The 13,452-nt window shown below is 65.8% G+C and carries 11 protein-coding genes; 8 read left to right on the top strand and 3 right to left on the bottom strand.

The genetic code is table 11. From position 1 onward, the window contains the following. Nucleotides 1-420 precede the first annotated feature (420 nt). The 3 genes from QOL57_RS01880 to QOL57_RS01870 form a co-directional block, all read right to left on the bottom strand. Nucleotides 421-1,629, bottom strand: a complete 1,209-nt coding sequence (locus tag QOL57_RS01880) for an acetyl-CoA C-acyltransferase (protein WP_089240530.1) — start codon at nt 1,627-1,629, stop codon at nt 421-423. A gap of 103 nt (nt 1,630-1,732) precedes the next feature. Further along, nucleotides 1,733-4,105 (bottom strand): 3-hydroxyacyl-CoA dehydrogenase/enoyl-CoA hydratase family protein, encoded by a 2,373-nt coding sequence (locus tag QOL57_RS01875; RefSeq protein WP_089240532.1) that lies wholly within the window; start codon nt 4,103-4,105, stop codon nt 1,733-1,735. Nucleotides 4,106-4,131: 26 nt separating this feature from the next. Next, nucleotides 4,132-4,800, bottom strand: a complete 669-nt coding sequence (locus tag QOL57_RS01870) for a TetR family transcriptional regulator (RefSeq protein ID WP_089240534.1) — start codon at nt 4,798-4,800, stop codon at nt 4,132-4,134. A gap of 346 nt (nt 4,801-5,146) precedes the next feature. On the opposite strand from QOL57_RS01870, the gene ndk reads away from it, so the two are divergent. The 8 genes from ndk (at nt 5,147) to moeB (ending at nt 13,113) form a co-directional block, all read left to right on the top strand. Further along, complete coding sequence (gene ndk, locus QOL57_RS01865) at nt 5,147-5,572, top strand: nucleoside-diphosphate kinase (protein ID WP_089240536.1); 426 nt, start codon at nt 5,147-5,149, stop codon at nt 5,570-5,572. Nucleotides 5,573-5,582: 10 nt separating this feature from the next. Continuing rightward, nucleotides 5,583-6,788 carry a 23S rRNA (adenine(2503)-C(2))-methyltransferase RlmN gene (rlmN, locus tag QOL57_RS01860; protein WP_089240538.1) on the top strand — a complete coding sequence of 402 codons (1,206 nt, stop codon included), beginning with the start codon at nt 5,583-5,585 and terminating at the stop codon, nt 6,786-6,788. After that, entirely contained in the window at nt 6,775-7,560 is a 786-nt protein-coding gene (gene pilW, locus QOL57_RS01855; RefSeq protein ID WP_089240540.1) for a type IV pilus biogenesis/stability protein PilW, read from the top strand. Before rlmN ends, pilW begins: the two co-directional genes overlap by 14 nt. 18 nt (nt 7,561-7,578) lie before the next feature. Then, nucleotides 7,579-8,439 carry a RodZ domain-containing protein gene (locus QOL57_RS01850; protein ID WP_089240542.1) on the top strand — a complete coding sequence of 287 codons (861 nt, stop codon included), beginning with the start codon at nt 7,579-7,581 and terminating at the stop codon, nt 8,437-8,439. Between the two features lie 64 nt (nt 8,440-8,503). Further along, nucleotides 8,504-9,142: a tetratricopeptide repeat protein gene (locus QOL57_RS01845; RefSeq protein WP_089240544.1), complete on the top strand. Its 639-nt coding sequence runs from the start codon at nt 8,504-8,506 to the stop codon at nt 9,140-9,142. Continuing rightward, nucleotides 9,142-10,350 carry an outer membrane protein assembly factor BamB gene (gene bamB / locus QOL57_RS01840; RefSeq protein WP_088100629.1) on the top strand — a complete coding sequence of 403 codons (1,209 nt, stop codon included), beginning with the start codon at nt 9,142-9,144 and terminating at the stop codon, nt 10,348-10,350. The genes QOL57_RS01845 and bamB overlap by 1 nt, the downstream gene beginning before the upstream one ends. Nucleotides 10,351-10,365: 15 nt before the next feature. Continuing rightward, nucleotides 10,366-11,763, top strand: a complete 1,398-nt coding sequence (gene der / locus QOL57_RS01835; RefSeq protein WP_025874993.1) for a ribosome biogenesis GTPase Der — start codon at nt 10,366-10,368, stop codon at nt 11,761-11,763. A 213-nt stretch (nt 11,764-11,976) separates the two neighbouring features. Next, nucleotides 11,977-13,113: a molybdopterin-synthase adenylyltransferase MoeB gene (moeB, locus tag QOL57_RS01830; protein ID WP_089240546.1), complete on the top strand. Its 1,137-nt coding sequence runs from the start codon at nt 11,977-11,979 to the stop codon at nt 13,111-13,113. The last annotated feature ends 339 nt before the right edge of the window (nt 13,114-13,452 follow it).

Here is a 13,452-nt window from a genome sequence, read left to right as displayed (position 1 = left end):
CGTGAACCCATCCATGGGGGCTCGTAGGCGCCATCCATGGCGCCTGCGGTCCTGCATCGGCCCGCCCCCGCCTCTCGACAGTTGGCTGGTGGCGCGGACGGGAAGGGCGGAATCAAGAGCAGGGCAGAAACGAAAAAGGCAGCCGATGGCTGCCTTTTTTCGTGGGTCGGGGTCGGATCCCTTTGCGCAGCAAAGGGCTCTGACCACATCGTGGAAAGCATCCACGCATGGCGTGGATCTACTTTTCTCACCCCCTCCGCCGCACGGAATGTTGGGTGGCCCGGGTGGGTGAGGCTGACCGGGACTGTCAGCGGCATGGATGCCGCTGCCAAGCCCCATGGATGGGTTTTACGGCGTGTCCCGGGCAGCCTCACCCACCCGGGCCCCACAGCCAGCAATCAGCCGGCAACGCTTTGAACCTTACAGCGCCTCGAAAATGCCCGCCGCGCCCATGCCGGTGCCGATGCACATCGTCACCATGCCGTACTTCTGCTGGCGACGACGCAGGCCGTGCAGCAGGGTCGCGGTACGGATTGCACCGGTCGCACCCAGCGGGTGGCCCAATGCAATCGCGCCGCCCAGCGGATTGACCTTGCTCGGGTCCAGGCCGCAATCGCGGATCACCGCCAGCGATTGTGCGGCGAAGGCTTCGTTGAGCTCGATCCAGTCCAGCTGATCCTGGGTCAGACCGGCCTGCTTCAGTGCCTTCGGAATCGCGGCGATCGGGCCGATACCCATCACTTCCGGGCGCACACCGGCCACCGAGAAGCTGACGAAACGGGCCAGCGGGGTCAGGCCGTAGTCCTTGATCGCCTGTTCCGATGCCAGCAGCACCGCGCCGGCGCCATCGCTCATCTGCGAGGAGTTGCCGGCAGTGACGGTGCCGCCGAACTGGCCGTTGCGGAACACCGGGCGCAGCTTGGCCAGGCCTTCAGCGGAGGAATCCGGACGCGGGCCTTCGTCGGTGTCGGCCACCTTGTTGCGGGTGATGATGCGCTTGCCGTCGGCCAGGTCGGGCTGGTGCGAAACGATCTCGTACGGGCTGATCTCGTCCTTGAAATCACCATTCTGGATGGCGGCCATGGCCTTCTGGTGCGAGGCGAGGGCGAATGCATCCTGGTCTTCGCGCGAGACCTTCCATTCTTCAGCGACCTTCTCGGCGGTGATGCCCATGCCGTAGGCGATGGCGACGTGGTCGTTGTCGAACACGCTCGGGGCCATCGCGATCTTGTTGCCCATCATCGGCACCATCGACATCGATTCGGTGCCGCCAGCCAGCATCAGGTCGGCATTGCCAAGGCGGATGGCGTCGGCCGCCTGCGCCACGGCCTGCAGGCCGGAGGAGCAGAAGCGGTTCACGGTCTGCGCGGCGATGGTGTTCGGCAGGCCGGCCAGCAGCACGCCGATGCGGGCCACGTTCATGCCCTGCTCGGCTTCCGGCATCGCACAGCCGATGATCGCGTCATCGATGCGGTTGACGTCCACGCCCGGCGCCTGCGCGACGACGCTGCGCAGCACGTGGGCGAGCATGTCGTCGGGGCGGGTGTTGCGGAACATGCCCTTGGGCGCCTTGCCAACCGGGGTGCGGGTGGCGGCGACGATGTAGGCGTCCTGGATTTGCTTGGTCATTGCAGTGATCTCTTGAGTTTTTACCGGCGTGCCGACCAAGGTCGGCACCTACCAGAAGCAGGGGACGGTGCCGCCCCGAATCAGGGGCGGCACCCACCATCAATCAATTACGCAGCGGCTTGCCGGTCTTCAGCATGTGCGCGATGCGGGCCTGGGTCTTTTCCTGCTGGGCCAGTTCGACGAAGTGCTTGCGCTCCAGGGTCAGCAGCCACTCTTCGTCGACCAGGGTGCCGCGGTCGACCTTGCCGCCGCACAGCACGGTGGCGATGCGCTCGGCGATCTCGTAGTCGTACGGGCTGATGAAGCGGCCTTCCAGCATGTTGACCAGCATCATCTTGAAGGTCGCGATGCCGACGTCACCGGCCACCTGGATGCGGCGTGCCGGCAGCGGCGGACGGTAGCCCGCTTCGGCCAGGGCGCGTGCTTCGGCCTTGGCGATGTACAGCGCTTCGTAGCTGTTGAACACCACCTTGTCGGTGCTGCGCAGCAGGCCCAGTTCCTGGGCGTTGACCGCCGAGTTGGACACCTTGGCCATCGCCACGGTCTCGAAAGTCTTCTTCAGTTCGGCGAACACGTCACCGCCCGGGCCTGCGGCCTGCGAGGCACGCACGGCCAGTTCCTTCAGGCCGCCACCGGCCGGCAGCAGGCCGACGCCGGCTTCGACCAGACCGATGTAGCTTTCCAGGAAGGCCACGGTCTTGGCGCTGTGCATCTGGAACTCGCAACCGCCACCCAGGGCCAGGCCGCGCACCGCAGCTACCACCGGCACCAGCGAGTACTTGATGCGCTGGCTGGTGCGCTGGAAGTTGTGCACCATTTCCTCGAACTGGTCGACCTTGCCGGCCTGCAGCAGACCGAGGGCACCGGCCAAGTCGGCACCGGCGGAGAAGGGTTCCTTCTGCTGCCAGATCACCAGGCCCTGGAAGTCCTTCTCGGCGCGCGTGACGCACTCCTGCAGGCCGTCCAGCACGTGGTCGGACACGGTGTTCATCTTGGTCTTGAAGCTGACCACGGCGATGCCATCACCGTCGTGCCACATGCGCAGGCCGTCGTTCTCGAACACGGTCTCGCCCGGGGCGAACTTCTCGCCCAGCAGCGGATCGGGGAAGCGCTGGCGCTGGTATACCGGCAGCGACGAACGCGGCAGCTTGGCATTGCGCGACGGGCTGTAGCTGCCCTCGGCGGCGTGCACACCGTCGCGGCCATCGAACACCCAATCCGGCAGCGGGGCGTTGCTCATGCTCTTGCCGGCGACGATGTCATCGGCGATCCACTGCGCGACCTGCTTCCAGCCGGCGGCCTGCCAGGTTTCGAACGGGCCCAGCGACCAGCCGTAGCCCCAGCGGATGGCCAGGTCGACGTCGCGGGCGGTTTCGGCGATGTCGGCCAGGTGGTAGGCGCTGTAGTGGAACAGGTCGCGGAAGGTCGCCCACAGGAACTGCGCCTGCGGGTGCTGGCTCTCGCGCAGCTTGGCGAACTTCTCGGCCGGGTTCTTGATCTTCAGGATCTCGACCACTTCCGGTGCAGCGGCGCGGTCAGCCGGACGGTAGTCCTGCTTTTCCAGGTCCAGCACCACGATGTCCTTGCCGACCTTGCGGAAGATGCCGGCGCCGGTCTTCTGGCCCAGTGCACCCTTGGCAATCAGCGCATCCAGCCACTTCGGCGACTTGAAGAATTCATGCCACGGGTCGTTCGGCAGGGTATCGCCCATGGTCTTGATGACGTGGGCCATGGTGTCCAGGCCGACCACGTCGGAGGTGCGGTAGGTGGCCGACTTCGGGCGGCCGACCAGCGGGCCGGTCAGGCCGTCCACTTCATCGAAGCCCAGGCCGAACTGCTGGGTGTGGTGAATGGTGGACAGGATCGAGAACACGCCGATGCGGTTGCCGATGAAGTTCGGGGTGTCCTTGGCGTACACCACGCCCTTGCCCAGGGTGGTGACCAGGAATGCTTCCAGGCCTTCCAGCACGCTGGCGTCGGTGGTGGTGGCCGGAATCAGCTCGGCCAGGTGCATGTAACGCGGCGGATTGAAGAAATGCACGCCGCAGAAGCGGTGGCGCAGCTGTTCCGGCAGCACGTCGGCGAGCTTGTTGATGCCCAGGCCCGAGGTGTTGGAGGCCAGCACGGCGTGGTCGGCCACGAACGGCGCGATCTTCTTGTACAGGTCCTGCTTCCAGTCCATGCGCTCGGCGATGGCCTCGATGATCAGGTCGCAGTCCTTCAACTGTTCCAGGCCGGTCTCGTAGTTGGCCGGGGTGATGGCTTCGGCCAGCGACTTGCTGGCCAGCGGTGCCGGGCTCAGCTTGCCGAGGTTGGCGATCGACTTCAGCACGATGCCATCGGCCGGACCTTCCTTTGCGGGCAGGTCGAACAGCACGGTGTCGACGCCGGCATTGGTGAGGTGGGCGGCGATCTGGGCACCCATGACGCCGGCACCCAGCACGGCGGCGCGGCGGACTAGCAGGGAATTGGACATGGTGTAGGGCCTTTGTTGGTCAGCAGTTACTGGGTGGAATCAATGGAGGCGGGCAGGGCGCTGCCGCTGCGGGCGGCGGCGCGGAATCCGGCCTCGGCGAAATGGATCAGTTCATGCGCGGCATGGGCACGATGCGCCGTTTCGGTGACACCGGCGGGTCGCTTGATCAGCCCGAAATCGGCCATGGCATAGGTCAGCGAGCCGGCCAGGAAATCCAGGCGCCAATAGAGCTCCTCCTTGCTCAGGCCGGGCACGCAGATGGCGATCGCCTTGCCGAACTCACGCAGCACGTGGCCGTAGTGGTCGGACAGGAACTTGCGCAGGTTGTCGTTCTTTTCAGCGTACGCGCGGGCGATCACGCGGACGAAGGCGCCTCCGTTCTGGCGGTCCTGGGCCAGTGCCAGGGCGGGCTCGACGAAGGCGGCCAGCACCGGCCGCAGTTGCCCGGGATGTTCGTTGCGGGCGCGCTCGAGCTGGGCCAGGCGAGCGCCGGTCATCTCGTCCATGCGGCGGCGGAAGACCTCGTTGACCAGGTTTTCCTTGGAGCCGAAGTGGTAGTTCACCGCAGCGATGTTGACGTCGGCCTGGCTGGTGACCTGGCGCAGCGAGGTGCCGGCAAAGCCGTGCTGGGCGAACAGCTCCTCGGCGGCGCCGAGGATCCGGTCCTTGGTCGAGAAGTGGGCGGGCTTGGCCATCGGGCGGGCGGACCTTAATCAAACGATTGTTTGATACTAGAACCAGACGGTACCGTATGGCATTTTGCAGTGCAGCAAAAATGCCTGGGCCGGTCAGAATCCGCTCAGGTGGGTGAATGGGCGGACCTGAACCTGTAGTGCCAAGCCCATGCTCGGCTGCTCTTCGGCCCAAAGACCAGCCGAGCATGGGCTCGGCTCTACAAGAGGGCCGCACGGCCCTCTACCACGCGCGGGCTTTATCTTTTACAATCCGCGCACGTTTATCAGGCTAAGCCCGCGTTTCGACGCGGCTTTTTTTTTGTTACCCTTCGGGCCATCAGCGGCCCGATTCCATTGGAGACATCCCATGGCGCTGGAGCGCACCCTTTCGATCGTCAAGCCGGACGCCGTTGCCAAGAACGTCATCGGCGAAATCTACGCCCGCTTTGAAAAGGCTGGCCTGAAGGTCGTGGCCGCCAAGTACAAGCAGCTGTCGCGCCGTGAAGCCGAAGGCTTCTACGCCGTGCACCGCGAGCGTCCGTTCTTCAACGCACTGGTCGAGTTCATGATCTCCGGCCCGGTGATGATCCAGGCCCTGGAAGGCGAGAACGCCGTCCTGGCCCACCGCGACCTGCTGGGCGCCACCAATCCGAAGGAAGCCGCTGCGGGCACCATCCGCGCCGACTTCGCCGAATCCATCGATGCCAATGCCGCCCACGGCTCGGACTCGGTCGAGAACGCCGCGATCGAAATCGCCTACTTCTTCGCCGCCACCGAAGTCGTTTCGCGCTGAGAGTGATGCCGTGAACGAGGTCGTACAGCCAACCGCCATCCCTTCCGTACTCGTTGCGGGTCCGGTTGTGGCAAAGCAGAATCTGCTCGACCTCGATCGCGAGGGTCTGGAGCGCTTCTTCGCCGAGACTCTCGGCGAAGCGCGCTACCGCGCCCATCAGGTGATGAAGTGGATCCACCATCACTACGTCACCGATTTCGATGAGATGACCGACCTGGGCAAGGCGCTGCGCGCCAAGCTGCACCAGCACGCCGAGGTCCGCGTCCCCAACATCGTGTTCGACAAGCCCTCCGCCGACGGCACCCACAAGTGGCTGCTGGCGATGGGTACCGATGGCAAGAACGCCATCGAGGCTGTCTACATTCCGGACAAGAACCGCGGCACCCTGTGCGTGTCCTCGCAGGTGGGCTGCGCGCTGAACTGCACGTTCTGTTCCACCGCCACCCAGGGCTTCAACCGCAACCTCTCCACTGCCGAGATCATCGGCCAGGTATGGGTCGCTGCGCGTCATCTGGGCAACATCCCGCACAAGCAGCGTCGTCTCACCAACGTGGTGATGATGGGCATGGGCGAGCCGTTGATGAATTTCGACAACGTCGTGCGCGCCATGAGCGTGATGCGCGACGACCTGGGCTACGGCCTGGCCAACAAGCGCGTGACCCTGTCGACTTCCGGCCTGGTGCCACAGATCGATCGCCTGTCCGCCGAAAGCGACGTGTCGCTGGCGGTGTCGCTGCACGCGGCCGACGATGCGCTGCGCGAGACGCTGGTCCCGCTCAACAAGAAGTACCCGATCGCCGAGCTGATGGCATCGTGCGCACGCTACCTGCGCGCCAACAAGCGCCGCGAGTCGGTAACCTTTGAATACACCCTGATGAAGGGCATCAACGACCAGCCCGAGCATGCCCGGCAACTGGCGCGGCTGATGCGCCAGTTCGACAACGCCGTGCAGGCGTCGCACTCGGGCAAGGTCAACCTGATTCCGTTCAATCCCTTCCCGGGAACCCGCTACGAGCGTTCCGAAGAAGCGCATATCCGTGCCTTCCAGAAGATCCTGCTCGACGCGAAGGTGCTGACCATGGTCCGACGGACCCGTGGCGACGACATCGACGCCGCCTGCGGTCAGCTCAAGGGCCAGGTGATGGATCGCACCCGCCGCCAGGCCGAGTTCAACAAGACGTTGCAGGCAGGGAAGGGGAGCGATGCTGCTGCCTGACCGCTTCTGGCTGGCGCTGCTTGCAGGCGTGCTGGCCCTCTCGGTCACCGCTTGCAAATCGCAACCCAAAGCCAAGCTGGGTCCCAGCCAGGCGACGGTCTATTCGGTCCGCGACCCGGAGGGCGTTCGTCGCCAGGTCCGCGCGGCGGATCTGCTGGCCCTGGCAGTCCGCGACATGCAGAGCGGCAACCTCGATGCGGCCGAGCGCAAAACGCGTGACGCGATCAAGCTGGCCCCTACCGACCCCGATGCGCTGGTGCTGCTGGCCGGCATCGATGATCAGCGTGGCCGCACCCGGCAGGCTGGGGAGGGCTTCCGCAGGGCCGCCGAGCTGGCGCCGCAGCGGGGTGACGTGCTCAATAATTATGGTGCCTGGCTGTGCCAGAACGGACAGGCCGCCGAGTCGCTGGCCTGGTTCGACCGTGCGTTGCAGGCGCCCAGCTACACCACGCCGGCCGAGGCGCAGGCCAACGGCGGCAGCTGTGCGTTGGATGCTGGCCAGCTGGATCGCGCCGAACGCAACCTGCGTGCGGCCTTGACGCAGGTGCCGAACAACCCGGTCGCGTTGGAGGCGATGGCCCAGCTGAGCTTCCGTCGCGGCCAGTTCATGGAGGCCCGCGCCTTCGCCGAACGTAGGATTGCGGCTGCACCGGCCACGCGTTCCGTGTTACAACTTGCGTCTCAAATCGAGGCGCGGCTGGGTGATCAGGCAGCATCTGATCGCTATCTTCAGCGGATTCGACAGGAATTTCCGCAGGACGCGGGCTCCTAACTCCAGGGTTGATGCATTGTGATTGATGACCAGACTGTGAGCGATCTCGAGACCGTGGCCGGCTGCGGCACCCGCCTGCGCCAGGCCCGTGAGGCCGCCGGACTGACCCTCGAAGATGTCGGCCAGCGCCTGCGCATGCCGGTTCAAGTGGTGAAGTCGCTCGAACAGGAGCAGTGGCAGAAGCTCGGTGCGCCGGTGTTCGTGCGCGGCCAGCTGCGCAGCTATGCCCGCCTGCTCGGTGTCGACGTCAGCGAACTGCTGGAACAGGCCCAGGTGGGCCCGGTGGTTCCGCCGACCCTGGTCAGCCACACCCATACCCCGCGTGCGCGCCGGATCGCCGAGAATCTCGGTCGCCGTGCGCTGTATGTCGGTATTACCGCCGTGCTGGCGGTCCCGGTCTGGTTCGCCACCCGTGGCCACTTCGATGGCACCGCGCCTTCGCCGAACACTGCCTCGCTGGACGTGATCCCGGCCGCCGTACCGGTTACCCCGGCCGGTCCCGGGTCTGCCGCTGCCGCGCCGGCCGAAGTGACGGCCGCGCCCGTCATCAAGCCGACGGCTACCCCCTACGTTGCCTCGCTGGCCCCGGTGCCACGCGCCGCGCCGGCTGCTGCCGCCAACCTGGACATGCAGTTCAGCGGCGACAGCTGGGTTGATATCGGTGGCCCCGATGGCGGTACTGTGGAGAAGGCGCTGATCAAGTCCGGTGAAAGCCGCAGCTTCACGCCGGGCCAGGTTGCCCGCGTCACCTTGGGCAATGCTTCGGCGGTCCAGGTTCAGCAGAACGGCGCTATCGTCGATCTGACGCCCTATCAGCGAGCCAACGTGGCACGCTTTCAGGTATCCTCTGAAGGCTCCGTTGTCCCGGTTTCACACTGAGGCGCGGTTTCACCACCTTCGATAATCCCAATGGTCCCTCCCGATGGGCGGGGCGAGAGTACGCATGGCGATCGACGACCTGCTCGACGAGCACGAACAAAGTGAACGCGTCCGCAGCTGGCTGCGGAAGAATGGCGCCAGCATCCTCGGTGGCGTAGTCATCGCCATCGGTGCCATTGCCGGCTGGCAGTGGTACCAGAAGGACCAGGGCGGCAAGCTGGCCTCGGCCAATGTCGAGTACCAGAAGGCCCTGGCGGGTCTGCAGGCAAACAAGCTCGATGACGCGGCCAAGGCGGTCAAGGCGCTGGAGGCTGGCCCGTCCAGCATCTACGGCGACCTGGCGGCGCTGCAGCTGGCCAAGGCCCAGGTTGATGCGGGCAAGAATGAAGAAGCGCTGGCTACCCTGCGCGCGGTGAAGGTCGAAGGCGACCTGCAGCGCGTGGTCGACCAGCGCGTGGCACGCCTGCTGGTGGCTACTGGCAAGGGCGATGAAGCGATCAAGCTGCTGGGCAGCGCCACCGACAGCAGCAGCCTGGAAATCCATGGCGATGCGCTGATGGCGCAGGGCAAGCGTGACGCGGCCCGCGGACAGTATGAGAAGGCGCTGAAGACGCTGGACGTGGCAGCGCCGCAGCGGCGACTGCTGGAAACCAAGGTTATGGACGCCGGCGGCACCGTCGCCGCCCCTGCGGAGTCGGTTTGATGAGTCAGAAGGTCATGATCACGCGCGTCGCCACCGTACTCCTGCTCGGTATGGCGCTGTCCGGTTGCAGCACCATGAAGGGCTGGTTTGCCGGCAAGGACGCAGCAGCAAAGAAGGCACAGGAGCCGGCGGAACTGGTCAAGTTCGAGCCGACCCTGAAGGTCAACAAGGCCTGGTCGGTCAACCTCGGCAAGGGCGAGCGCCGCATCGGCGTGCGCCAGGGCCCGGCAGTGGCCAATGGCCACGTGTTCGCTGCGGCGATCACCGGTGGCGTGCACGCCATCGACCTGCAGACCGGCAAGAAGGTCTGGACCTGGGAGCCGAAGAAGGAAAAGAAGAAGGCCAAGCTGCGGCTGTCCGGTGGTCCGGGCGTCGGCGAGAACCTGGTGGTCATCGGTACCCTCGATGGCCAGGTGATCGCGCTGGACATCAACGATGGCAGCGAGAAGTGGCGCGCACGCGTGCCGAACGAAGTCATCGCCGCGCCGGCCATTGCCCAGGGCATGGTCTTCGTGCGCAGCAATGACGGTCGCGTCACCGCGTTCGATGCCGGCAACGGCACCCAGAAGTGGTTCAACCCAAGCGAGCTGCCGGCGCTGACCGTGCGCGGCAACGCGGCGGTGGTGGCCGGTCCGGGCGTGCTGTTCATCGGCAAGGACGAGGGCAGCGTCGCTGCGCTGGCCATGCAGGACGGCCGCACGCTGTGGGACCAGAATGTCGGCACCGGCGAAGGCCGTACCGAGCTGGACCGCATGGCCGACGTCGATGGCGCCCCGGTGCTCGACGGCAATACGCTGTTCGTGAGCAGCTTCAAGAACCAGACCATGGCCATCGAAGGCCCGACCGGTCGCCCGATGTGGGCGCGTGACCACGGCGGTGCCGGCGGTGTGGCGGTGTCTTCGGGCAATGTTTTTGTTACCGACAACAAGGGCGGCGTGTTCGGCCTGGACAAGGCCAGCGGCGCGGCGATGTGGTCGCAGACCGCACTGGCCCGGCGCTCGCTGACCGGTCCGGCGCTGCACGGCGACTACGTGGTGGTCGGTGACTACAAGGGATACCTGCATTGGCTGCAGGCCTCCGATGGCGCGATGGCAGCGCGGGCGAAAAGCGGCGGTGATGCGCTTCTGGCCCAGCCAATCGTCGTCGATGGGGTGCTGCTGGTGCAGAACGTTGATGGCAAGCTGACCGCATTCCGGTTGGCAAATTAATACGGAGTAATCGCGATGCTGCCTTTGGTCGCCCTGGTTGGACGGCCGAATGTCGGCAAGTCGACCATATTCAATGCACTGACCCGAACCCGTGACGCCCTGGTCCATGACCAGCCCGGCGTCACCCGGGACCGCAACTATGGCGTCTGCCGGCTTGACGAGGACAACCATTTCCTCGTCGTCGATACCGGCGGCATCGCAGAGGAAGAAGAAGGCCTGGCTGGTGCTACCACGCGCCAGGCCCGCGCTGCCGCTGGCGAAGCTGACCTGATCCTGTTTGTCGTTGATGCCCGCGAGGGCACCTCGGCGATGGACGATGAGATCCTGGCCTGGCTGCGCAAGCTGTCGCGCCCGACGCTGCTGCTGATCAACAAGATCGACGGCACCGACGAGGACACCGTGCGTTCGGAGTTCGCCCGCTACGGCTTCAGCGAGATGCTGACCGTGTCGGCCGCCCACCGCCAGGGCCTGGACGACCTGCTGGACGAGGTCATCCAGCGCCTGCCGGAAGAGGGCAGCGGCGAAGAGCTGGACAACGATCCGAACCGCGTGCGCATCGCCTTCGTCGGCCGCCCGAACGTGGGCAAGTCGACCCTGGTCAACCGTATCCTCGGCGAAGAGCGGATGATCGCCTCGGACGTGCCGGGTACCACCCGCGATTCGATCTCGGTGGACCTGGAGCGTGACGGTCGCGAGTACCGCCTGATCGACACCGCCGGCCTGCGTCGCCGTTCGCGCGTGGACGAGGTCGTCGAGAAGTTCTCGGTTGTCAAGACCATGCAGTCGATCGAGCAGTGCCAGGTGGCCGTGCTGATGCTCGACGCCACCGAAGGCGTGACCGACCAGGACGCCACCGTGCTCGGCGCCGTGCTGGATGCCGGCCGCGCGCTGGTGATCGCGATCAACAAGTGGGACGGCCTGACCGACTACCAGCGTGAGCAGGCGGAAACGATGCTGTCGCTGCGCCTGGGCTTCGTGCCGTGGGCCGAATCCGTGCGCATCTCGGCCAAGCATGGCTCGGGCCTGCGCGAGCTGTTCCGTGCGGTGCACCGCGCGCACGAATCGGCGAACAAGACCTTCACCACCAGCGAAGTGAACAAGGCGCTGGAAGTGGCCTACGAGACCAACCCGCCGCCGACCATCCGCGGCCACGTCTCCAAGCTGCGTTACGTGCACCCGGCCGGCGCCAACCCGCCGACCTTCATCGTGCACGGCACCCGCCTGAAGGAACTGCAGGAGTCGTACAAGCGCTACCTGGAGAACTTCTTCCGCAAGCGCTTCAAGCTGATCGGTACGCCGGTGCAGTTCATCTTCCGCGAGGGTGCCAACCCGTACGAAGGCAAGAAGAACGTGCTGACCGAACGGCAGGTCAAGGCCAAGCGGCGCTTGATGAAGCACGTCAAGGGCAAGTGATCCACGAAAAGGCGGCCGCAGGGTCGCCTTTTTGGTTTGCGGCCCATGGGCTGGCGCTACCCCCCGTTTGCGATGGTCCTGTAGAGCCGAGCCCGTGCTCGGCTGCTTTTCGCACGTCAACCGCGGACGCGCTGCACGCGTCAGCCGAGCACGGGCTCGGCTCTACAGATTCTGGTCAAGGCGGGTAGGCGTGGCCTGCGCGATAATGGCGCCATGAGCATTCCAGAGATTTCCCCCGAGCAGGCGCGCGCGCGCGCGGCCCATGGCGCGGTGCTGATCGACGTGCGCGAGGCGCATGAGCGGGCCGGCGGCATGGCCGAAGGCGCGCGCGGCGTCGCCAAGGGTGAGCTGCTGGCTGACGCGGCCGCGCACCTGCCGCGGCCGGAACAGGAGATCCTGCTGATCTGCCAGAGCGGCAAGCGCTCGGCCGATGCGGCGCAGGCGCTGCTGGATGCGGGCTACACGAACGTGAGCTCCGTCGCTGGCGGCACCGTGGCCTGGCGTGAGTTGTCGCTGCCGCTGGTGCAGCCGCTGACCAGCGCCGCCGACCGCGATTTCTACGACCGCTATTCGCGCCATCTGCTGCTGCCGCAGGTAGGCGAGGCCGGCCAACGTCGGCTGCAGCAGTCGCGGGTGCTGGTGCTGGGCGCAGGCGGGCTGGGTGCACCGGCCGGCTTCTATCTGGCCGCAGCCGGGGTAGGGCACCTGCGTTTCGCCGACCACGACCGTGTCGAGCGCAGCAACCTGCATCGGCAGATCGTGCATACCGAGGCTAGTGTCGGCCAGTTGAAGGTGGATTCGGCGCGCGAGCGATTGCTGGCATTGAACCCGTCCATTGAGGTCGAGGCCGTGCCCGAGCGGGTGACCTCGGAGAACGTGGACCGCCTGTTGCAAGATGTCGACGTAGTTCTGGACGGTTCGGACAACTTCCCGCTGCGCTACCTGCTCAACGACGCCTGCATCAAGCACGCCAAGCCGATGGTTTACGCCGCCATCGAGCGTTTCGATGGCCAGGTGAGCGTGTTCGACGCCGGCCGCCAGCGCGGTGTGGCACCGTGCTATCGCTGCCTGTTTCCGGAGCCGCCGCCGCCGGAGTTCGCGCCCAACTGCTCCGAGGCGGGTGTGCTGGGCGTGCTGCCGGGCCTGGCCGGTGTGCTGCAGGCCACCGAAGTGCTGAAGCTGTTGCTGGGCATCGGCGAGCCACTGGTGGGGCGCCTGCTGCGCTTTGATGCGCTGGGCATGCGTTTCCGCGAGACCGGCATCGGGCCGGACCCGCAATGCCCGGTGTGTGCGCCGGGTGTGCCGTTCCCGGGGTATATCGATTACGCCGCGTTCTGCCGGGGTGGATGAACCGGTCGGCGCGTCATCCACGCATGGCGTGGATCTACTGGGGTGGGCGAACCCGGTTGGGCCTCATCCACGCATGGCGTGTATCTACTGTAGAGCCGAGCCTACGCTCGGCTGCTCTTCGCGCTGAGGCCAGAATCAGCCGAGCGTGGGCTCGGCTCTACAGGTCATGGCTTCGGGATTGTGCCAACCAAGGTTGGCACCTACCGAAGCGCGCGCACGGTTTCAGGATGATGTGCGGGGCCAATCCCGTGATCGTTCCATCTCCAAGACAATAAAACGCAACGTACATGCTATTGCCGTCATCGGTGTTGCTCTATCGTTGAGTCCGATTTCGATTTC

Origin of the sequence: Stenotrophomonas sp. yr243, assembly GCF_900184195.1 — a bacterium.
Classification (GTDB): domain Bacteria; phylum Pseudomonadota; class Gammaproteobacteria; order Xanthomonadales; family Xanthomonadaceae; genus Stenotrophomonas; species Stenotrophomonas lactitubi.
This window is presented reverse-complemented; position numbering and strand designations above follow the sequence as displayed.